The 20,463-nt window shown below is 42.5% G+C and carries 26 protein-coding genes; 21 read left to right on the top strand and 5 right to left on the bottom strand.

Annotated elements, in window-relative coordinates:
- Positions 1–393 (bottom strand): amidohydrolase family protein (locus tag BR30_RS0108015; RefSeq protein ID WP_026564573.1); only part of this gene is annotated, 393 nt, incomplete at its 3' end.
- A gap of 23 nt (positions 394–416) precedes the next feature.
- Complete coding sequence (locus BR30_RS0108010) at positions 417–887, bottom strand: nucleoside deaminase (RefSeq protein WP_026564572.1); 471 nt, start codon at positions 885–887, stop codon at positions 417–419.
- 422 nt (positions 888–1,309) lie between these two features.
- Here BR30_RS0108010 and BR30_RS0108005 point away from each other — a divergent pair, with 422 nt between their 5' ends.
- From BR30_RS0108005 to BR30_RS0107915, 20 genes are all read left to right on the top strand, one after another.
- Positions 1,310–2,368, top strand: coding sequence for an XdhC family protein (locus tag BR30_RS0108005; RefSeq protein ID WP_026564571.1), 1,059 nt, complete (start codon positions 1,310–1,312; stop codon positions 2,366–2,368).
- Entirely contained in the window at positions 2,358–3,005 is a 648-nt protein-coding gene (locus BR30_RS0108000; RefSeq protein ID WP_026564570.1) for an NTP transferase domain-containing protein, read from the top strand. The genes BR30_RS0108005 and BR30_RS0108000 overlap by 11 nt, the downstream gene beginning before the upstream one ends.
- Positions 2,998–3,507 carry a 2-oxo-4-hydroxy-4-carboxy-5-ureidoimidazoline decarboxylase gene (gene uraD, locus BR30_RS0107995; RefSeq protein ID WP_026564569.1) on the top strand — a complete coding sequence of 170 codons (510 nt, stop codon included), beginning with the start codon at positions 2,998–3,000 and terminating at the stop codon, positions 3,505–3,507. The genes BR30_RS0108000 and uraD overlap by 8 nt, the downstream gene beginning before the upstream one ends.
- A gap of 13 nt (positions 3,508–3,520) precedes the next feature.
- Positions 3,521–4,474: a factor-independent urate hydroxylase gene (gene pucL / locus BR30_RS0107990; protein WP_035445206.1), complete on the top strand. Its 954-nt coding sequence runs from the start codon at positions 3,521–3,523 to the stop codon at positions 4,472–4,474.
- The gene (gene uraH, locus BR30_RS0107985; protein WP_026564567.1) at positions 4,471–4,830 is read left to right on the top strand and encodes a hydroxyisourate hydrolase; all 360 of its coding nucleotides are present in this window, start codon (positions 4,471–4,473) and stop codon (positions 4,828–4,830) included. The genes pucL and uraH overlap by 4 nt, the downstream gene beginning before the upstream one ends.
- 11 nt (positions 4,831–4,841) lie before the next feature.
- Positions 4,842–6,200 (top strand): allantoinase AllB, encoded by a 1,359-nt coding sequence (gene allB, locus BR30_RS0107980; protein ID WP_026564566.1) that lies wholly within the window; start codon positions 4,842–4,844, stop codon positions 6,198–6,200.
- A gap of 17 nt (positions 6,201–6,217) precedes the next feature.
- On the top strand, positions 6,218–7,477 hold the full coding sequence (locus BR30_RS0107975; protein WP_026564565.1) for an ArgE/DapE family deacylase: 1,260 nt from the start codon (positions 6,218–6,220) through the stop codon (positions 7,475–7,477).
- Complete coding sequence (locus BR30_RS0107970; protein ID WP_026564564.1) at positions 7,474–7,776, top strand: urease subunit gamma; 303 nt, start codon at positions 7,474–7,476, stop codon at positions 7,774–7,776. Before BR30_RS0107975 ends, BR30_RS0107970 begins: the two co-directional genes overlap by 4 nt.
- 210 nt (positions 7,777–7,986) lie before the next feature.
- Complete coding sequence (locus BR30_RS0107965) at positions 7,987–8,316, top strand: urease subunit beta (protein WP_026564563.1); 330 nt, start codon at positions 7,987–7,989, stop codon at positions 8,314–8,316.
- Entirely contained in the window at positions 8,313–10,025 is a 1,713-nt protein-coding gene (gene ureC / locus BR30_RS0107960) for an urease subunit alpha (protein ID WP_026564562.1), read from the top strand. The genes BR30_RS0107965 and ureC overlap by 4 nt, the downstream gene beginning before the upstream one ends.
- Positions 10,026–10,035: 10 nt before the next feature.
- Entirely contained in the window at positions 10,036–10,482 is a 447-nt protein-coding gene (gene ureE / locus BR30_RS0107955) for an urease accessory protein UreE (RefSeq protein ID WP_026564561.1), read from the top strand.
- On the top strand, positions 10,475–11,161 hold the full coding sequence (locus tag BR30_RS0107950; protein WP_026564560.1) for an urease accessory protein UreF: 687 nt from the start codon (positions 10,475–10,477) through the stop codon (positions 11,159–11,161). Before ureE ends, BR30_RS0107950 begins: the two co-directional genes overlap by 8 nt.
- 24 nt (positions 11,162–11,185) lie before the next feature.
- Complete coding sequence (gene ureG, locus BR30_RS0107945) at positions 11,186–11,797, top strand: urease accessory protein UreG (RefSeq protein ID WP_026564559.1); 612 nt, start codon at positions 11,186–11,188, stop codon at positions 11,795–11,797.
- Positions 11,798–12,616 carry an urease accessory protein UreD gene (locus BR30_RS0107940; RefSeq protein WP_026564558.1) on the top strand — a complete coding sequence of 273 codons (819 nt, stop codon included), beginning with the start codon at positions 11,798–11,800 and terminating at the stop codon, positions 12,614–12,616. It abuts the gene before it with no gap.
- Positions 12,617–12,726: 110 nt separating this feature from the next.
- Positions 12,727–13,182 carry an SRPBCC domain-containing protein gene (locus BR30_RS0107935; RefSeq protein WP_026564557.1) on the top strand — a complete coding sequence of 152 codons (456 nt, stop codon included), beginning with the start codon at positions 12,727–12,729 and terminating at the stop codon, positions 13,180–13,182.
- 91 nt (positions 13,183–13,273) lie between these two features.
- The gene (locus tag BR30_RS0107930; RefSeq protein ID WP_026564556.1) at positions 13,274–14,209 is read left to right on the top strand and encodes a dipeptidase; all 936 of its coding nucleotides are present in this window, start codon (positions 13,274–13,276) and stop codon (positions 14,207–14,209) included.
- Positions 14,206–15,234 carry a DmpA family aminopeptidase gene (locus tag BR30_RS0107925; RefSeq protein WP_026564555.1) on the top strand — a complete coding sequence of 343 codons (1,029 nt, stop codon included), beginning with the start codon at positions 14,206–14,208 and terminating at the stop codon, positions 15,232–15,234. The genes BR30_RS0107930 and BR30_RS0107925 overlap by 4 nt, the downstream gene beginning before the upstream one ends.
- 5 nt (positions 15,235–15,239) lie before the next feature.
- Complete coding sequence (locus tag BR30_RS0107920) at positions 15,240–15,470, top strand: excisionase family DNA-binding protein (RefSeq protein ID WP_026564554.1); 231 nt, start codon at positions 15,240–15,242, stop codon at positions 15,468–15,470.
- Between the two features lie 2 nt (positions 15,471–15,472).
- Positions 15,473–15,598, top strand: a complete 126-nt coding sequence (locus BR30_RS38380; protein WP_269320602.1) for a hypothetical protein — start codon at positions 15,473–15,475, stop codon at positions 15,596–15,598.
- Between the two features lie 3 nt (positions 15,599–15,601).
- Positions 15,602–15,976: a DUF488 domain-containing protein gene (locus BR30_RS0107915; protein ID WP_026564553.1), complete on the top strand. Its 375-nt coding sequence runs from the start codon at positions 15,602–15,604 to the stop codon at positions 15,974–15,976.
- Positions 15,977–16,464: 488 nt separating this feature from the next.
- Here the strand turns inward: BR30_RS0107915 and BR30_RS0107910 are convergent, their stop codons facing one another.
- On the bottom strand, positions 16,465–17,286 hold the full coding sequence (locus BR30_RS0107910) for a YitT family protein (RefSeq protein WP_051633508.1): 822 nt from the start codon (positions 17,284–17,286) through the stop codon (positions 16,465–16,467).
- 117 nt (positions 17,287–17,403) lie between these two features.
- Positions 17,404–18,051, bottom strand: coding sequence for a PAQR family membrane homeostasis protein TrhA (gene trhA, locus BR30_RS0107905; RefSeq protein WP_026564551.1), 648 nt, complete (start codon positions 18,049–18,051; stop codon positions 17,404–17,406).
- Between the two features lie 131 nt (positions 18,052–18,182).
- On the opposite strand from trhA, the gene BR30_RS0107900 reads away from it, so the two are divergent.
- Positions 18,183–18,773 (top strand): DUF1836 domain-containing protein, encoded by a 591-nt coding sequence (locus BR30_RS0107900; RefSeq protein ID WP_026564550.1) that lies wholly within the window; start codon positions 18,183–18,185, stop codon positions 18,771–18,773.
- Here BR30_RS0107900 and BR30_RS32840 read toward each other — a convergent pair.
- Entirely contained in the window at positions 18,764–20,332 is a 1,569-nt protein-coding gene (locus BR30_RS32840) for a glycosyl hydrolase family 28-related protein (protein ID WP_035445205.1), read from the bottom strand. The genes BR30_RS0107900 and BR30_RS32840 overlap by 10 nt on opposite strands.
- Positions 20,333–20,463 lie beyond the last annotated feature (131 nt).

Raw genomic sequence — 20,463 nt, 5'->3', positions numbered from 1 at the left:
GAAAAAGTCAAACGGCAGATGTTCCGAGGAATCAAGCATGTACTGTATTCCATCCTTTCCTAATACGTTGGCAATTTCATGGGGGTCGGCAACAACTGTGGTCACCCCGTGCGGAAGAAGAACCTTCGCAAACTCCTTGGGTGTAACCATCGAGGATTCAATGTGAACATGACCATCGATAAAAGCAGGGGAAATATATAGCCCCTTCGCATCGATGATCTTTTTTCCCTCATATTCACCGATCCCCGCAAAATATCCATCCACAATCGCAATGTCACCTACCATCATTTCACCAGTAAAGACATCAATAATTTTGCCATTTTTAATGACTGTATCTGCGGGCTCTCTTTTGGAGGATACAGAGATTCGTTTGATTATTTGTTTTCTCTCCATAGGACAACATCCTTTTTGTCAGATTAATATTCCACTTTATCTTGTGCATTCTCCCATGTTCTAAAAGGTAAGTCTCCATCTGTTGGAAAGATTTTTTTCATCGGTATTTTTCGATTTTCGACGGGAAGTGATAGCTGTTCATAAATAAATTGATCATCAAAGCCAATCTTTGCTGCATCTTGTTTGGTGCAGGCATAATAAACAGCCTTAGGCCGAGCCCAGTAAATGGCGCCGATACACATTGGACAAGGCTCACAGCTGGTATAAATCTCACAATCGTTCAACTGAAAGTCGTTTAAATTCCGGCAGGCATCTCGAATCGCTTGTACCTCTGCATGGGCAGTAGGGTCGTTTGTCCCTGTCACTTGATTTCGACCCACACCCACAATTTTTCCATCCTTGACGACGACCGCCCCGAACGGTCCCCCTTGTTTCGTCAATACATTATTTAATGCGAGCTCAATCGCTTTTTCCATAAAGAGAGTATCCGTCATACCAACACTCCATTCTATTTTTCATTTGGTCTATTTAGATTGAATTCCATCTGTGTTGAATAACTGGCAGATTAGGAGTAAGCCTTGTTGCCAGAAGTTGAGGACAGTGAATGAACTTACCATACATTATTCAGTAAGATGCTCACAAATGCTCCATTGTTGAAAGGATTTCTGACATGATTTTTAAATAAAATTGTGCAAAAACCGTAAATTTTCTATGTGAGATTTTATGACACTAGTGTAGATACTATATCCTCTTTTGGATATTATGGTGAAAAAAGATGACATGGACTTTGTTCATTATGTTCGTCTATCTACATAAACTACCTGGTCAGTAGAAAATTGAAAAAGAACATGGGTGTATTTTGGGAGGTCTATCAATATATATAGTGTTAGAAACTAGGAAAGAATAGGGGGCCAAGATGGAAGGGATTCATGAAATCTTAAACGCCTTATTTTCTGATTCTTATCATGAAGGCGATTGTTTAGCAACCATCATTCATGTAGAAGGATCCGCCTATCGTAAAGAAGGTACATCCATGTTGTTACGGTGTGACAGAACAAAGGTTGGTATGTTAAGTGCAGGCTGTTTAGAAACAGACTTATCCTATCGAGCTCAAGAAACAAGGGATGAAGGGAAAGTAAAAACTGTTATTTATGATATGCAGGAAGTGGACGATTTGTCGTGGGGACAGGGGGCAGGCTGTAACGGGGTCATACATGTGCTTCTTGAACCTGTCGATGCCCTTCTACGGGACCACCTTCAAAAGTTAAAGTTCCATTTGGACAATGGCCATCGAGTCACGATGATGAAAAAATTGACCAAGGAGTATTCGGTTTCTGACTATTTATTTTTGTCGGATGATCAACATTATTTTGGAAAATGGGATGGAAGGGTACTAGATGAGGTTAAAAGTCTATTAAACGAAATTCATCAAAATTTCTCCAAAAGTGGGATCAAATATTTTGCGGAACTATCATCAAGTGTCTATATTCATTCATTTGAACCGAAACCTCGATTAGTTGTTTTTGGTGCGGGTGCTGATGCCGTGCCATTGGTGAAAATCGCCTCACAGGCAGGGTTTTCAGTGACTGTTTCAGATTGGCGTTCTGCCTTGTGTAATGAAGACCACTTTCCAGATGCTGACGGATGGCTAGTTGGGTATCCACACGAGACGGTTCCACTGCTGCATTTGACTCGTTCTGATTCAGTCCTGATCCTTACGCACCAATTTCAAAAGGATCAGGAGATATTGAATCATTTAAAGGGGAAGGACCTAATGTATTTAGGGATTCTTGGTCCAAGGATAAGGACACAACGTCTTCTTGAGGGGCTGGAGTTCCCTCAGGAAATTAGCAGTCCTGCAGGTCTATCAATAGGAGCAGAGGGTCCCGAGGAGATTGCCATCAGTATTGTTGCAGAATTGATACAACAGCAGCGAAGTAAAAGGCAGCAAAAGGTGGTTACCTTTGAGCAATAACGCAGGGATCATCGCAGTCTGTCTTGCCGCCGGTAAGAGTGGGCGGATGGGGATTAACAAGCTGGCACTCCCATGGGGGAAAAAATCAATTGGACATTCAGTCTTAGAAAAAGCAGTAAAATCTGAATTAAGTTATACCATTATGGTGACAAGGGAAGCGGATCGTCTCCACTGGATTGATCGCACCCTTTTTCAAACTCCTCTCCGAGAAAAGTGGAAAGCTGTGATATGCCAAGACGCTGATCAAGGGCAGGCCCATTCCTTGCGAAGAGGAATACATGAAGCCATGGAAATGGAGCCAAAAGGAATCATGATCCTTCTTGCTGATCAACCTCTCTTGCCAGTAAAAATCATCAATGACTTGGTTTTTCGTTATATGGAGAACCTCCATAAAAATATCGATATCTCGTTTCTTGGGGCAAGTTTTCAGGGCATTCCGAGACCGCCAATTATTTTTTCACCTAAAGTAGTTCCTGACTTACTGAAACTTGAAGGGGATGAAGGAGCTCGGCAGCTTTTTAAAAAGGCTCAATTAACTGGAAAACTAGTTGACTATGAAAACAGTTGGGACTTTTTTGATGTTGATACAAAAGAGGACTATGAAATTCTGAAAGGGGTGGGCACGAGTAGTGAATAACCAGCCGCGACTTTCGATTGACGATGTAAATCAAATGACCAAAGAAGAGTTTGTGAGTGCAGTAGGATGGGTGTTTGAGCACTCTCCATGGGTGGCAAGGGTGGCTTGGGAAAGTCTGCCCTTCCATTCTCGTGAGGAACTCTTACAAAGAATGGTGACGGTTGTAAAAAATGCAGAGGAAGCTGTGCAATTGGTACTGCTTCGGGCCCATCCGGATCTCGGGACTAGATTGATCATTTCAGAGGCTTCACAAAAGGAGCAAGCAGGTGTTGGGCTAGATCGGTTAACAAAGGATGAACATAAGGAGTTTATGTCACTAAATCAAAGGTATGTTGAACAATTCGGCTTTCCATTTATCATGGCGGTGAAGGGCCAAAACAAGGATACCATCCTTGCAGCAATGAAAGTGCGTGTTGCTAATGCCTATGAGCAAGAATTCCTGACAGCCTTAAACGAGGTCTATAAAATTGTTGGGTTCCGCTTAACTGATCTTATTGAATAAAGGGGATGATGCTATGCAAAGAACGATGCGTTATGGAAAAGCAGATGTTTGGGTTTATCGTACTTACGCAGCCCCGCTTACAGCAGTCCGTCCGATTCCTGAATCAGCCTTTACGGGCCGCAGCAATATTCTGTTTGGAATGAACGTGAAGGTGGCAGTCGAGGGCGATGCCTTCTTATCGTCATTTAAAGATGGAGATAATTCATTAGTTGTCGCAACCGATTCGATGAAAAATTTTATTCTAAAACATGCTGGCGATTATACAGGTTCCACCCAAGAAGGGTTCCTGGAATTTGTCGGCCGTCGTTTCCTTGAAACGTATTCACATATGAGTGCAGTCGATATTTCGAGTGAACAAATCCCATTTGACGAACTTCCAGTGCCGACGAAAGATAGTTTTGAGCCAAGTCCATTAGTATTCCGCTATTCATTAAATGAGCAATCTTTGGCTCAAGTGGAAGTGAAGCGCTCTGAAGAAGAAATTATCACAACTGATCATCTCAGCAGTTTAAAGGGATTAAAGCTTTTAAAGGTACGAGGCAGTTCCTTTTATGGGTTTGTGCAAGACGAATATACAACACTTCCGGAATCCTTTGATCGACCGCTGTTTATCTTTTTGAATATTGGGTGGCGCTATAACGATTTTGAGGAAGCGAAGGGCACTACAGCAAATGGGTATGTTGCCGCCGAGCAAGTAAGGGATATTGCTTATACTGTTTTTCATGAAGAAAATTCTCCCTCCATCCAAAATCTTATCTACCGCATTGGCCTTCGCATATTAGAGCGTTTTCCACAGTTAGTTGAAGTTCGCTTTGAATCCAATAACCGGACGTGGGAAACCATTTTAGACGAAATTCCAGCCTCACAAGATGGAAAGGTATTTACCGAGCCGCGTCCTCCATACGGGTTTCAATGTTTTTCAATGACACGTGATGATTTAGAAAATCCAGGGGAATTACCGAAATGACAGGAAAGTTAACAACTCACGTTCTGGATTTAAGTATTGGTAAGCCAGCAAGTGGCGTGGTAGTGGAGTTATGGCATGTTGATGCAGATAACAGGTTTCAATTCATTTTGACATGCCGCACAAATGAGGATGGGCGAGTAAACCACCCTCTCCTCGAAGGGGAAAATATGAAAAAAGGAATCTATGAACTTCGTTTTCATGTGGAAGATTATTTCCGTAATCGCGCTACCTTACTCGAAGACCCTTCATTCCTAGATTGCGTTCCCGTTCGCTTTAGCATTTCTGACCCCGAATCCCACTACCATGTTCCATTGCTGATTTCACCTGGCGGTTACAGTACGTATCGCGGGAGTTAAGGGGGCCTAAGATGAGAGAACTATGGGTAAAGAATGGGCTAGTTTTTACTGAGGAAGGCTTTCAAGAGGTAAACATTCGAGTGATTGATGAGCAGATTGACTCCTTTGTAAAAAGTGAAGCAGAACCATTGAAAGAGGAAACAGATACAGTGATCGATGCAAGCGGCTGTCTGGTTGTTCCTGGCTTTATTGATGCTCATGTCCATTTCAATGACCCGGGAAGAACGGATTGGGAAGGAATCGAGACAGGCAGCCGTGCTGCAGCAATCGGCGGTACTACGACGGTTTTTGATATGCCGCTGAATTGTGCCCCCTCCATCACTAATTTTAAGAATTTACAAGATAAAAAAGACTACTTATCTACTAAGTCATACGTTGATTATGCTCTGTGGGGAGGAATAACAGAAACGAACATCACTGACCGGAAAGAGCTCTCCCAAATGAGTGCGGGGATTATTGCTTGGAAGGCATTTATGAGTGAGAGTGGGATTGAAGATTTCCAATTCATATCTCCGGATGGATTGAAACAAGCGATGCAAGCAGCAAAGGAACATAACAAGATCCTCGCCCTCCATGCAGAGTGGGATGAAGAGATTCATAAGTTGACAGCTTTTTATAAACAAAGGGTGGGAGTGAATGAACGAAAGGCCTTTCTCGCCAGCAGACCTGTATCTGCAGAAGAGAAAGCTGTTAATTATGCTCTAGAACTTGCTGCAAAACATGGAACTGCCCTTCATTTCGTGCATATTAGTTCGGCGAAAGTAATCGGATTGATCGAGCAAGCCAAAAAAAGCGGAGTAGACGTCACGGTTGAAACCTGCCCGCATTATTTGATTTTTGATGAAGAGGATTTTCTAAAAAGTGGTGCCATCCTCAAATGTGCGCCGCCATTAAGACCGCGTGAAGAAGTAGAGGGGCTTTGGGAATGCCTTCAGAGAGGGTGGATTGACACAATTGGGTCCGATCATTCTCCGTGTATCTATTCGATGAAAGCAACGGATTCCATCTGGGAAGCGTGGGGAGGAATTCAAGGTGTTCAATTTACATGGCTTTCACTGCTTGATGAAGCTCTAAAACGGAAAATCAGCCTAAAACAAATTTTACCATTAGGGACGTCGAATGTGGCTGAGAGGTTTGGAATTGCTGAACGAAAAGGGAGGATTCGGCCCGGCTTCGATGCGGACTTAGTGTTGATCCGATTAGATGAATCAACAATTGTTGATAAACAGTCATTGGCTTTTCAAAATGCGTATTCACCCTATGAGGATAAGGAGTTTTTACTCAAAGTAAAGAAAACGATATTACGAGGGAAAGTCATTTATGATGACCAATTAGGGGTGAGTAAAGGGAAGTTTGGTGTTTGTCTTTAGTAAAGGGGAGGAATTTGATGAATCAGGATAAGGAACGCTTAGTCCAATGGGTTGAGGATCACCAGGTAGAAATGATTGATTTTTTAAAAAAAATCGTGCAAGTTCCTTCGGATAATCCTGCAGGCGACTGTTATCCAATTGCGGCCTTTATATATCATCAGCTTCAAGAACTCGGATTTGAGGATGTTTCCCTACTAGATGTGGATGAAGAAGAAGTGAAAGCAGCTGGAATGATCAGTCTGGCCAATGTCCTAAGCCGCACGAAGTTTGGAAATGGAGAGGGGACAAATATCGCCTTAAATGCACATGGTGATGTCGTGCCGCCAGGATTAGGCTGGAGTGTTGACCCCTACGGAGGGGAGATTATTAACGGTAGGATGTATGGACGGGGGGTGGCTGTCTCCAAATCGGATATTGCTGCCTACTCATATGCTGTTCTAGCCTTGAAACAGGCAAAAATCAGTCAGCAATTGCAAGGGGAAGTCAATCTTGCCTTTACATTTGATGAAGAGACAGGAGGGGAATTAGGACCGAAAAGACTGCTGGATCTAGGGGAGATTAAACCTAATCAGGCGATTGCCGCTGGCTTTACCTATTCAGCGGTTAATGCACACAATGGCTGTTTACATTTTGAAGTGAAAACAACAGGGAAATCTGCTCATGCGGCCCTGCCACATACAGGAATTGATGCGCTTGAGGCGACGACAAAGATTTTAAATCGTTTATATGAATATCGTCAGACACTGGCTGCCAAAAAATCTGTGGTGCCTGGAATTGATCACCCTACCTTGGTTGTCGGTCTTATTTCGGGAGGAATAAACACGAATGTTGTACCCGATGAATGTACGATTAGGGTCGACCGGAGATTGATTCCTGGTGAAGATGGCGCACAAGCGGAAGTGGAATTTAGAGGTGTGGTCGAAGAGGCGGTTAAGTTGACTGAGGGAATAAAAATAGAGATTCGCAAAATACTCCATGCGGAAAGTTTCGGACCTGTTCCGGAAGATTCCCCATTGATCTCAGCTCTGTCTTCGAATTGGCAGTCCATTATGAGGGGCAAGGGTGAATTAGCCATTAACGGAGTACCTATCTATGCAGATGCCCGTCATTTTTATGAAAAAGGGATCCCAACAATCATGTTTGGTGTTGGACCTAAATTGCTAGAAGAGGCCAATGGGCACCGGGCTGATGAAAATATTCGAGTCGATGATTTGGTGGATGCCACGAAGATTATTGCCTGCACACTTTATGATTTATTGGGGGAAGGTAAGGAATGAAATTAACTCAGCGTGAACAGGAAAAATTAATGATTGTCGTTGCAGCAGATTTGGCAAGGCGCCGCAAAGACCGAGGCTTAAAATTAAACTATCCCGAGGCGATTGCCCTGATCACCTACGAAATTATCGAAGGGGCAAGAGATGGAAAATCGGTGGCGGAACTGATGAGTGAGGGGGCCAAAATATTATCAAGTGAGGACGTGATGGAAGGAATCGCGGAGATGATTCACGATATCCAGGTAGAGGCAACGTTTCCAGACGGAACCAAGCTTGTCACTGTACATGAACCGATTCGCTAGATTTAGAGAGGGTTGGTTGGGGGCTTTAAGCTAATTTTACAAGAAATATAGGGGGATTTTACAAAATAGGGAGTTAATTTTACAAAAAACAAATTTATTACACGTAGGAGAAGTTCGATTTTACAAAAAAATGAAGTTATTTTACGAAATAGAGAGTTGATTTTACAGTAAATGTAAAAAAACTTCCAATCAATGGGGGAGGGAAAAGAAATGATACCAGGGGAATATCGATTAAAACAAGAGCCGATTATTTGCAACGAGGGGAGAACGACTTGCACGATCATGGTGCTAAATCAAGGCGACCGCCCGATTCAAATCGGCTCCCATTTTCATTTTTATGAAGTAAATAGCGCGCTTAAGTTTGACCGAGACCAAGCATTTGGCAAGCATCTAAATATCCCTGCTGGCACGGCTGTCCGGTTTGAACCTGGTGATGCGAAAGAAATAGACCTTGTCCCCTTCGCCGGTAAGCGTGAAGTCTATGGGCTAAATAATAAAACGGATGGCCCATTGGACCATGGAAGGAAGAACCCATTATGAGCTTTCGAATGTCGAGAAAACAATATGTAGACATGTTTGGTCCTACAACAGGCGATGCCATCCGGCTTGCGGACACCGAGTTATTTATCGAAATAGAAAAGGACTTTACTGTTTATGGGGATGAAGTGAAATTTGGAGGTGGAAAAGTAATCCGTGACGGGATGGGGCAGCATCCGCTTGTGACACGAGCACAAGGAGCACTGGATACCGTCATTACCAACGCCATTATTTTGGATTACAGTGGGATTTATAAGGCCGATATTGGGATTCGTGATGGCAGAATCACTGGAATTGGAAAAAGTGGCAATCCTCTCTTAATGGAAGGCGTAGATCTCATCATCGGGGCTTCGACTGAAGTCATTGCCGGTGAAGGGATGATTGTAACCGCTGGCGGGATTGATGCCCATATCCATTTTATTAGTCCGCAGCAAATCGAAACAGCCCTGTCATCAGGGATTACCACCATGATTGGCGGCGGCACCGGTCCGGCAACGGGAACAAATGCCACCACTTGTACGCCAGGTGAATGGAATATTCACCGCATGTTGGAGGCAGCAGAAGAATTCCCTATGAATCTAGGATTCTTAGGAAAGGGTAATTCGTCTGCTGAGGAACCGTTAATTGAACAAATCAATGCCGGTGTGATTGGTCTTAAATTACATGAAGACTGGGGGACAACCGCCTCTGCCATTGACCACTGCCTTAAGGTCGCGGATCAGTATGATATACAAGTTGCCATTCATACCGATACCTTAAATGAAGGCGGGTTTGTCGAGGATACATTGGCAGCGATTAATGGCCGGGTCATCCATACGTACCATACGGAAGGGGCAGGTGGCGGTCATGCTCCTGATATTATTAAGGTCGCGAGTTTCCCGCATATCCTCCCGTCATCCACCAATCCAACACGACCCTACACCAAAAATACCTTAGATGAGCATTTAGATATGCTGATGGTTTGTCATCACTTAGACCCCGACGTGCCTGAGGACATTGCCTTTGCTGATTCGCGCATCAGAAAAGAAACGATTGCAGCGGAAGACATTCTCCACGATTTAGGCGTATTCAGCATGATTAGTTCCGATTCGCAGGCGATGGGCCGAGTAGGTGAAGTGATCACTCGTACCTGGCAAACAGCTGATAAAATGCGGAAGCAGCGCGGCAAACTTCCAGAAGATAAGGGGGACTGCGACAACTTCCGTGCTAAGCGATACATTGCCAAATATACAATTAATCCAGCGATAACACACGGGATTGCGGAGGAAGTTGGGTCGGTGGAGGTGGGAAAAATGGCAGATCTCGTCATTTGGAATCCGGCATTTTTTGGTGTTAAACCAGAGATCGTCATGAAAGGTGGAATGATCGCGCATAGTCTGATGGGAGATCCAAATGCCTCCATTCCTACTCCCCAGCCTGTTCTGTATCGGCCCATGTTTGCTTCCTTTGGTAAAGCCAAGTACACCACATCGGTTACTTTCATGTCAAAAGCAGCGATTGAACTTGGGGTTCCCGAAAAGCTGGGACTAAAAAAACAAATCAAACCTGTACAGGGAATCCGCCAGCTATCAAAAAAGGATATGAAGCTCAATGCTGAGATGCCATCCATTGAAGTCGATCCACAAACATATGAAGTAATTGTGGATGGTCAACTGGTTACCTGTGAACCAGCCGAGGTATTGCCGATGGCCCAGCGCTATTTCTTATTTTAGGAGTGAGAGAATGATTATTGAAAAAGTCATTGGGAATGTAGAAGAAATCTCAACAACTGGACGTCACATAGAAAGAGTATATCTAGCCAGTGATGACTTAGTGAAAAGAATTCAACGGGTGACAACGGACCACGGAAAAGAGGTTGGGATTCGCTTAAAGGAACCAAAAGACTTGATTGATGGCGATATATTATTCATGGATGACCGAAATATGATTGTCATCAGTGTCACCAGTGACGACTTGATCGTGATTCAGCCGACATGTATAAAGCAAATGGGGGAAATTGCTCATCAGTTGGGCAACCGCCACTTACCAGCGCAATTTGAAGGTGCGGTTATGCTCGTCCAATATGATTATCTCGTTCAGGAGCTGCTCGACCAATTGGGTGTTCCATACTCAAGAGAAGAGAGAAAGGTTAAAAGGGCTTTCCGCCATATCGGACACTCGCATGGATAATCAACTTTTGGCTTTACTGCAAATTGGCGATTCGAATTTTCCTTCAGGAGCATTTTCCCATTCCTTTGGATTGGAGACGTATATCCAGGAAGAAACCGTCTATAGTAAGGAAACCTTTTTTGAATGGATTCGAATTTACTTGGAAAAACAAGTGGCCTATACGGACGGACTTGCCTGCCGTATAGCCTATGAAACCTTACTTAATAATGATATGGAAGAGCTCTGGATGCTCGATCGAAAACTGTTCATCCAGAATATCCCCAAAGAAACACGGGAGGCAAACCGCCGGATTGGGGATAGATTGATTCGTATGGGGTTTGATTTATATTCCATTCCATTATTAAAAGTGTATCTTAGTAAAATTCGTGCCAAGGAGGCGTTTGGCCACCCTGGAATTGCTTTTTCGATCATCTGTCACTACTTAGGTATTGAGAAAAGACAGGGGATCTTGACTTTCCTTTATTCAAGTATGGTGACTCTTATTCAGAATGGTGTGCGCGGAATACCGCTTGGGCAGACGGCTGGTCAACGTATTCTATTAGAACTGCAGCCTTTTTTACTAAAGATAGCAGAAGAAATTGAACTTATGGATGTGGATGATTTTGGAGTTGTCGCTCCTGGCCTTGAAATTGCACAAATGCGCCACGAAAGACTACATACCCGATTGTTTATGTCCTAAAAAACCATGAAAGAAGGGGAAGCAATGGAACCAGTACGTATAGGAGTTGGTGGACCAGTTGGAGCAGGGAAGACACTGCTAGTAGAGCGATTAACGAGGCACCTCCATCAAGAGTATAAAATGGCGGTTGTAACCAATGACATCTACACAAAGGAAGATGCACAGTTTTTAATAAAAAACAGTGTGCTCCCAGAGGAACGAATTATTGGTGTGGAGACCGGTGGCTGCCCGCATACGGCAATTCGGGAAGATGCATCGATGAATTTTGCTGCGATTGATGAGTTAAAAGAGAAACACCCGGATCTCGCGCTGATTTTTGTCGAGAGTGGCGGCGATAACTTAGCTGCTACCTTTAGTCCTGAACTTGTGGACTTTTCCATTTATATTATCGATGTAGCCCAAGGGGAAAAAATTCCTCGTAAAGGCGGACAAGGGATGATTAAATCTGATCTATTTATTATTAATAAGATTGATTTAGCACCGTATGTTGGCGCAAGTCTAGAGGTCATGGAGGCAGATACACAGGCAGCTCGAGGCAAGAAGCCTTATATTTTTACGAACTTAAAAGAGGATGTCGGTGTAAACGAAGTTATTCATTGGCTCAAGTCAAATGCACTGCTGGTAGGGTTAGGATAGGTGGAAAACTGGACAGGATACTTGCGACTAACAGGTTCCAGGAAAGGGAAGAAAACAATTTTAAAAGATTCCTATTCTGAGGGTGCTTTTAAAATTACTAGACCTATTTACCTAACAACAAGCGGTGAGGCCTATTTTTATATAATGAATCCTGGCGGCGGTTATGTGGACGGGGATTCATATAAAATTGATATTTGTTTGGAAGAAAAAGCCAATGCGATTATCACGACGCAGTCATCCACCAAAATTTATAAAACGCGAGTCCAGCCTGCTATTCAGGAGATGACGATCCATTTAAAAAGCGGCAGTGTTTTAGAATATCTGCCCGATCCAGTTATCGCTTACCAGTATGGATGCTATAAACAACGGACTGTAGTTCGTATGGAGAGCGGGTCTTCTCTTATTTGTTCAGAAATTTTTACTCCAGGGTGGGCCCCTGATGGCACATTATTTCAATATAGCTTATTGCAATCCAAAATGGAAGTATACCGTGATGAGAGATTAATATTATTTGATCATGTAAAACTTCAACCAGATGGGGATATCAAGGGGATTGGTTTTATGGAGGGGTTTACCCATTTTGGGACGATGATTGTTATTGATGATAGGGTAAACCAGCTTTTTTTAGAAGAACTCCATAACTATTTCGAATCGATTTTTGAAGCACGAATTGGTCTCACGATGATCGCAGTGCCAGGGTTTGCCCTCAGGGTTCTTGCAAATACAACGCAGGAGATAGAAAAAATCCTCTCTTTTTGTCATGAATGCATTCGCAATAAATTGATGGAAAAGGAAGCCGTATTTCTAAGAAAATATTAAAATTTGTTTCGGGCTCGCCAGTCGGTGAGTTTTTTTTATCATTATGGACAATAATTGTTAGTGGACGTAAAGGTGAATTATAATGGAGATATCTTGTCTAGGAGGTACCTATGGAAAAGCTATTTGTTGATAAAACGATTGAAATCAATGCTCCAGCATCAAAGGTATGGGCTGTGATTACAGTTGATGAGTTCAATAATCACTGGGCAACGGAATTCTCAAGCGGCGGACCACAGTTTCATCTCGACTCTACATGGGAATTAGGCAGTCCTGTCCTATGGAAAGGGGAAGACGGGACAGTGATCGTCGAAGGTAATGTGACGGCTCTTCAGCAAAATAAGCTCCTCCGCTTTACCGTATTTGATGTTCGCAGTGAGGAAAAGGCACTTGTCACCGAAGAAGATGGAATCACCTTCCATTTGTCTGAGGGAAATGGAACAACGAACTTACATATCTTGCAAGGCGATTTTTCTGTAATGCCGGAAGGAAGAAAATATCGCGATTTAAGTGCGGATATTTGGGACAAAGTGCTGCCTAGCATTAAAAAGATGGCGGAATCAAACTAACTATTAAATTAAATTTTTGTCGGGCTAGGTATTTACCAACCTAGCTCCTTTTGTTGTGATAAAATTTTTAATAAAAAGGAGAGTATGCTGAATGAATATCATTGACTTGCATTGTGATGCTCTTATGAAACTCCAAGAAGCGCATGGTTCGTTACGATTTGCTGACGCACCAGAATTACAAACCAATAAAATACGATTACAGCAAGGTCAAATTAAAGTTCAATGTTTTGCGATATTTATTGAACCTGAAATAAAGGGAGATCAGAAATTTCAAGTAGCTCTCGAGCAAATTGATTATTTTTACAAGGAAGTACTCGGGAAAAATCCGGACATGGTCCATATCAAGGAATGGTCAGATTTTGACCGCTTAAAAATTGGCCAAATTGGCGCGATGTTAACACTTGAAGGAGTGGATCCGATTGGCAACGATTTAGCGAAGCTCCATATTCTTTATCAACTCGGGGTTCGTTCCATTGGTTTGACATGGAATCAAGCAAATCTTGCTGCAGATGGCGCCGGGGAACCGCGCGGGGCGGGGCTGACACTGTTCGGAAAAGAGATTGTCGAGTTTAATAACGAGCATCAAATCCTGACCGATGTTTCCCATTTAAGTGACAAGGGGATTTGGGAGGTCATTGAATTAGCCAAGTATCCGATTGCAAGCCACTCGAATGCACGAGCACTTTGCAACCATCTGCGTAATTTAACAGATGAACAGGCGCAGGCGATGTTTGCTAAAGGCGGCCTCATTCATGTGGTCTACCATCCACCTTTTGTAAAAGAATGGGGAGAAGTAACAATTTCAGACCTTGTGAAACATATTGATCATTTTTGCTCATTGGGCGGCGTCAATCAAATCGGATTCGGCTCAGATTTTGATGGGATCACAACTTTTATTACTAATTTAGAAGATGCTTCTAAGAGCCAAAATCTTATTAATGAACTTTTAAAATATTACCCTGAAGAAGTTGTCCGCGGCTTTGCTTACCAAAACTTTCTTGATCATCGGCCGGGGATTTTTCGATGAAGGTTAGAGAAAAAGGAATCATCGTCGGCAAACTGCCCACTGGAAGAAAAAACTGTCTAACGGATGTGGCGGGTGTGATGGTGGGGCATGTCACACTGGACTGTCCGCTTGATGAGTCAGGAGAGGCGTATGCTTGTACAGGAGTAACGGCAATTCTGCCTCATAAAGGCAATTTATTTAAAGAAAAAGTAACCGCAGCGAGTTATGTTATTAACGGATTTGGAAAAACAACTGGTCTTGTGCAGTTGAATGAATTAGGTGTGCTTGAATCGCCTATTATGTTAACAAATACCTTCGCGGTCCCAGCAGTCACACAGGGAGTGCTGCAATACATGCTCGAAGAGAATCAGGAAATTGGCGAAACCACTGGCACGATTAATGTAGTCGTTGGAGAATGTAATGATAGTTATTTGAATTCAATCCGTCTATTTCCTGTTAAACCTGAGCATGCAGTTGAAGCAATCAAAAATGCATCCGACCGCCAGGCTGTCGAAGGGGCGGTTGGAGCAGGAAAAGGCATGGTTTGTTTTGGTTATAAAGGCGGGATTGGCTCGTCCTCCCGTATCGTTGAAGAGTATACAGTCGGTTGCCTAGTTCAAAGCAATTTTGGAAAAAAGGAAGAATTACGGTTGTTTCTTTATCCGGAGGGTGAAGGCTTGTCTGAAACATCGGATGGTTCGATTATCATTGTTTTGGCCACCGATGCCCCGTTAAGTGACCGGCAATTGCAGCGCTTAGCGAAACGCTGCGGCATTGGCCTTGGCCGAACCGGCAGTCATTTTAGTCATGGCAGCGGTGATATTGTCATTGCTTTTTCGACGGCGCAGAAAATGGCACACTTTTCGGAGGAGAGGATTGAAACACGCAGCCAACTTCGTGAGGACCATCCAATCATGAATCAGCTTTTTACGGCTGCAGCAGAGGCAGCAGAAGAAGCAATTCTTAATTCATTATCACAGGCAGGAACAACAAAGGGAAGAGCAGGAAGGGTTGTCCCGCAAATCAATTTTCTTAAAGAGGAGTAATCAAATTGTACCTTACAATAAAAGAGACGGCAGAATATTTATCAGTTCCAGAGGCAACTGTCAAAAGCCTTATCCAGCAGAAGAAAATCCGCGCCCTCTTTGATGGGGAAGCATACCTCATCTACAAAGAACAATTCAACACCCACCTAAAACAAATGGAAAAATACAAACAACTAATCGAAGAAATCCAAAACGAACCCATCCCAGAAAGCATCGACGTGAAGGACGAAGATTAATATTGGTTTGGTGGTTTAATATTGGTGCATTAATATTGGTGCCTGACACCATTCGTGGACAAACTACGGAGTTTGTCCATACGGAGCGTACACTTGGATTATGGGTGCCTGACACCAATTGGAGGTGAAGTATGGGAAATATTTTGATGAAAAGGGTCTATGAGCCCTATGAGGAAATCGACGGATGTAGGATTTTAATTGATCGCCTCTGGCCGAGGGGAATTTCGAAGGATGCAGCAAAGCTTTCGTATTGGTTTAAAGATTTAGCTCCTAGCAACGAGTTGCGGAAATGGTTTTGTCATAAGCCTGAGCTATTTGAAGAATTCCGAAACAGTTACCTTGATGAACTTCGCACGGATGAACAAAAGCGGGAATATATCCGGCAAATCTTTGAAATGGCAGCACAAGGCCCTGTCACGCTACTATATGGAGCAAAGGACCCGGTCTATAATCACGCTAGAGTATTGATGGAGGAACTTGTAAGAGAGTTGGGGTGGATTGATTAAATATTAGAGGGAATTCAGTGCGTATGATGCCTGTGAAGTCGAAAAAAACGGGACGGCGGTATTCATAGGTCCCGACAACTGCCCGTGAAGGTCAAAAAAACGGTCCAACGGGAACTAGTGGAAGCGACTACTGCCCGTGAAGGTCAAAAAAACGGTCCAACGGGAACTAGTGGAAGCGACTACTGCCCGTGAAGGTCAAAAAAAACGGTCCAACGAGAACTAGTAGAAGCGACTACTGCCCGTGAAGGTCAAAAAAACGGTCCAACGGGAACTAGTGGAAGCGACTAATGCCCAACGAGGCCCCCAAAACGGATTAACGGGAAATAGTAGAAGCGACTAATGCCCAACGAGGCCCCAAAAAACGGATCAACGGGAACTAGTGGATACAACTAATGCCCATGAAGGTAAAAAAATCGGTTCTGTGTAAACTTGTTAATATGATTTATGCCTTTAACCGAAATCCATGGGCATCATCCCATCCCACCACATCAATCCCTCCGAAAACGCCCCATCACTTCCATCGTTTGCATGATATTTACAAACGCCTTCGCATCCACCTTTCTAATCGTATGCTTTGTTTCATTTAATTCGAATTTCGTAATCACCGTGGTTAATACCTTTTTGGGCTTGTGGGTGTATGCCCCTTCTGCATCCGTTACCGTCACGCCGCGAGCATGCAAAAGGATTAGTGCGTCCGTCAGCTCTTTATATTTATCCGTTACAATCGTTACCGTTAATTTATTTTGATTCGTGTAAACCATATCAACGGCCCGGCCCGACACATAAATAGCGATAATCGTATACAGTGTGATACCCCAGCCAAAGATCAACCCAGAAATCCCCACGACTAAAAGGTTCATACAAATATTTAAAAAGCCTACCTGCAAGTTCCTTTTTTTCGCAAGCGTAAGACTAACAATATCCGTACCTCCAGTCGAACCCCCAATCCGAATAATCAGTCCAACGGCAATCCCATAGAGAGCCCCTCCAATAATGCAAGAAAGAAGAATATCATTGCTAATAGGATGAATCGGAATAAATTTCATGCTCATTGATAAAACAAAGACGGCATACCCTGTCAGCAAAATAAATTTCTTTCCTAAGTATTTTAATCCTAATAAAAATAAGGGAATATTGATGAGCAAAATAATCCAGCCAGTATTGACATTTAAAAAATGGTGAATAAAAAAGGCGATGCCTGTCACGCCACCTGAAGTCAGTTGATGGGGAATAAGAAACGTGTTAAAGGCAAATCCAAATAGTATTGAACAAAGTCCAATGACAATCAATTGAAAAATTAATCTGACCAACTAAGAACACCTCTATCTAAGTATGGTGCATTATTAGTGTTATTTTGTGCCACATTTAAAAAGTTTATTTCAAAAACAAAAAACGCCATCAATGAGGGCGTTTTAAAGTCTTCAACATTAAATGACATAAAGGAACACGGTTAAAAAATGCGCCAGACTTCCAAGCAAAATGAAAATATGAAAAATTTCATGGAAGCCCATATATTTTGATTGCAAGAATTTAGGTTTAGCACCGTAGATAACCCCGCCAATGGTATAAAAAATTCCACCGAGAATGAGCAAAAATAAACCATGGGGGTTTAAGCTTCCCGTAAGCGGCGAGAATACAAACACAATCATCCAGCCCATCGCTAAATACAAAGCGGTAGAAATCCAGCGCGGGCAATTAAACCAGACCATTTTAAAAACAACCCCGCTTATTGCAATTCCTGCGATAATGGAAAATAGAATGGCCCCTATTTTTCCGTTCAAGCTAATAAAACAAAAGGGAGTATACGTACCAGCAATTAAAATGAATATCATCGAGTGATCGAGCCGGCGTAAAAAAGCAATTACTTTATCGCGAGCAATTACCATGTGATAGGTAGCCGATGCTGAGTAAAGCAGAATCATACTAACTCCGAAAATAATAACTGCTGTAATCGCAGTCGGTGAACTGGTTGTTGCAGCCGCTTTAATAACCATCGCAAGGAGTCCGGCAAAGGCTAATACTGCTCCCGCTAAATGGGTCAGTCCATTAATAGGTTCGCGAATGTAATTGTTCATTTGTAATGCCTCCTAATACAACATGTAGTTTTGATAACTACTTATAATAATACTTATATATTCACACCTAGTCAATGGATATATGTTTAGGTATAATAAAAAATATTAAGCGAATGAACGGGGTTTTTAAATTGGAAAATATCAATAAAATTATTGAGCAGCTCGGCTTAGATGCAAGATTAACGTTAGAGGAAATACCAAAGATCGATTTATATATGGACCAGGTGATCCAATTATTTGAAAATAAATTCACGGAAACGAAGCGGAATGAAGACGACAAGGTCCTCACCAAAACGATGATCAATAATTACGCGAAAGGAAAACTCATTTTTCCAATCCAAAATAAGAAATATTCAAAAGAGCATCTCATCCTGATGAGTTTGATATACCAACTAAAAGGGGCACTTTCAATTAATGATATTAAAGCTACCCTTGCTGGGATCAATCAAAAAATTATCAGTGAGGAAATTGAACTTGATTCTTTTTATACCAGTTATCTGAATTTAACCCGCCAAAATGTTGATGATTTCAAAGTAGACATTGGGGAAAGGGTAAAGGGGGTTAAAAAAGAAATAATCGAAGTTAATCAAGGAAAATCGCAGGATCTTGAGCAGGTATTAATGATTTCTTCTCTCGTTCATATGAGTAATTTATATCGCAAGGTGGCAGAAAAACTGGTCGATGAAATGACCCTAGAAAAAGAAGAAAAGCGTCACAAATAGTTGTCGACGCTTTTTGTATTTTCAATTGTAACATCTAGGATACCTGGGCCGATTTCGATCACTTTAGGTGCAGAATTTCGGCTCGTCACATTACAAATTTGTATAGAATCGGCGCGATTCTCTCCACCGAATACTTTAATATCGCTCCCTGCTTTTTTAAAATCCTTGGCCAATATATTCTTTAATATTACGTTCCTAGCCCGATACTGAACAGCAATAACTGGTTGGCCTTTGTAGTCATAATTGGGATCACCAATCAAAGTAAAATGGTTGATTACGACATTTTTATAAGCGGAGACCACCATTCCGCGCGGTGTTGAGTCCTTATATAACTCAGTAAAAATTGGCGCGATGGCTACAAGATTCGTAGCACAAATATTATAGGCCGTTTTTGATTCAGCATCGGTACTTTTGTGATGTCCGATATGCCGGAAATTAAACGAGCGGTTATCATTGACGGAAATATGCCCGATAATATGGACATTTGAAGCGGCTGATGAATTTTCGTGCGCTTTAATTTCAACCCCGCCAAAGCACCTAGACGAAGAATTATTAACTAGTACCACATTCCTCGAACCATCATCGACCTCAAACCCATTAGAATTAGAAAATCCCTTCTTGTGGGCACGTCCACTCGGGTCAGACATATGGCAGCGGGAGATAAAGATATAATCACTGTGATGGGTGGTAATTCCATCATCACCAAAGCCATAGCCGTTTAAGTTATCCAGCCAGACAAACTTGCTGCCGCCGTGGGCGCGAAAACCGTCGCCAGCATAATTGTACAAAGTCGATGAAATATCAAAGCAATGCAGCCCTGGATTCATCGCTTCAACATCCTTTACCCAGCCATAAGTCACCTTTGCATAGGTTAAACAGCTCGAATGATTTCCCCATGTACTTGTTTTCCCTACATCGCCAAGCCTTTCTATATTCCAATCCAAACTTAATTCCCCAACGAAAAGATGGTGATTACCCTTCCAATGGTCTGCGTTTGTGATCAGCCGAGTGCCTTTTTTAGCTGAATCATGTAGTTTAATGGTCGTCACACCTTTTCCTGCGCCAACAAGCATAGTATAGGAGGGCAGTTGGATTCCCTTTGTGATAAAGACGCCAGCCGGTATTATTACTTTCACTTTACCGTTGCCAATTGCTTTTTTAAAGGCAAGGGTGTTATCCGTTTTTCCATCGCCAACAGCCCCATAATCCACTACATCGACTACTATCTCCACATTATTTTCTAGATGAATGAACTCATTGTCCAACAGATCTTTCCAATCTGGTACAACGTCTCCAGCCGTATCTATTTTAACCTTTCCACGAGAATCGGAAGTTGTGTAGGTGGATAAAAAGCGATAAAAACATGCTGCCATTTTTTGCGAAAGAGTTCCTGTAGAATGACGTCCATCCTTACCACGATGAGAGGTTTTACTTACTGGGAATTGATTAAAAAGTTGTTCGGTGTCTTGAATAGCCTTTGATAAGTCAAATTGGTTGGTAATTTCGTCAAGAATTGCGGAGTTCCTTCGTGGGTCATGGTTTTTCTCTAAATAAAGCAATCATTTCACACTCCAAAAGGACATATTTATTAAAATTATTATTACATTTAGCGGAGATTAATAAGAAATTTTACCGCATTACTTTTGTCTATGGTCTGTTTTTAGCCCCTTGACAACCTACTAGCAATAGT

The sequence above is a fragment of the Bacillus sp. UNC41MFS5 genome (assembly GCF_000686805.1).
This window is presented reverse-complemented; position numbering and strand designations above follow the sequence as displayed.

What these genes read in the sequence shown, in the direction of transcription:
- ureE (WP_026564561.1), top strand. Translation starts at nt 10,036, where the DNA reads ATGATTATTGAAAAAGTCATTGGGAATGTAGAAGAAATCTCAACAACT.
- BR30_RS0107970 (WP_026564564.1), top strand. Translation starts at nt 7,474, where the DNA reads ATGAAATTAACTCAGCGTGAACAGGAAAAATTAATGATTGTCGTTGCA.
- BR30_RS0107975 (WP_026564565.1), top strand. Translation starts at nt 6,218, where the DNA reads ATGAATCAGGATAAGGAACGCTTAGTCCAATGGGTTGAGGATCACCAG.
- BR30_RS0108010 (WP_026564572.1), bottom strand. Translation starts at nt 887, where the DNA reads ATGACGGATACTCTCTTTATGGAAAAAGCGATTGAGCTCGCATTAAAT.
- ureG (WP_026564559.1), top strand. Translation starts at nt 11,186, where the DNA reads ATGGAACCAGTACGTATAGGAGTTGGTGGACCAGTTGGAGCAGGGAAG.
- BR30_RS0107915 (WP_026564553.1), top strand. Translation starts at nt 15,602, where the DNA reads ATGGGAAATATTTTGATGAAAAGGGTCTATGAGCCCTATGAGGAAATC.
- pucL (WP_035445206.1), top strand. Translation starts at nt 3,521, where the DNA reads ATGCAAAGAACGATGCGTTATGGAAAAGCAGATGTTTGGGTTTATCGT.
- BR30_RS0107965 (WP_026564563.1), top strand. Translation starts at nt 7,987, where the DNA reads ATGATACCAGGGGAATATCGATTAAAACAAGAGCCGATTATTTGCAAC.
- allB (WP_026564566.1), top strand. Translation starts at nt 4,842, where the DNA reads ATGAGAGAACTATGGGTAAAGAATGGGCTAGTTTTTACTGAGGAAGGC.
- BR30_RS0107950 (WP_026564560.1), top strand. Translation starts at nt 10,475, where the DNA reads ATGGATAATCAACTTTTGGCTTTACTGCAAATTGGCGATTCGAATTTT.
- BR30_RS0107930 (WP_026564556.1), top strand. Translation starts at nt 13,274, where the DNA reads ATGAATATCATTGACTTGCATTGTGATGCTCTTATGAAACTCCAAGAA.
- trhA (WP_026564551.1), bottom strand. Translation starts at nt 18,051, where the DNA reads ATGAACAATTACATTCGCGAACCTATTAATGGACTGACCCATTTAGCG.
- uraH (WP_026564567.1), top strand. Translation starts at nt 4,471, where the DNA reads ATGACAGGAAAGTTAACAACTCACGTTCTGGATTTAAGTATTGGTAAG.
- ureC (WP_026564562.1), top strand. Translation starts at nt 8,313, where the DNA reads ATGAGCTTTCGAATGTCGAGAAAACAATATGTAGACATGTTTGGTCCT.
- BR30_RS0107925 (WP_026564555.1), top strand. Translation starts at nt 14,206, where the DNA reads ATGAAGGTTAGAGAAAAAGGAATCATCGTCGGCAAACTGCCCACTGGA.
- BR30_RS0108005 (WP_026564571.1), top strand. Translation starts at nt 1,310, where the DNA reads ATGGAAGGGATTCATGAAATCTTAAACGCCTTATTTTCTGATTCTTAT.
- BR30_RS0107935 (WP_026564557.1), top strand. Translation starts at nt 12,727, where the DNA reads ATGGAAAAGCTATTTGTTGATAAAACGATTGAAATCAATGCTCCAGCA.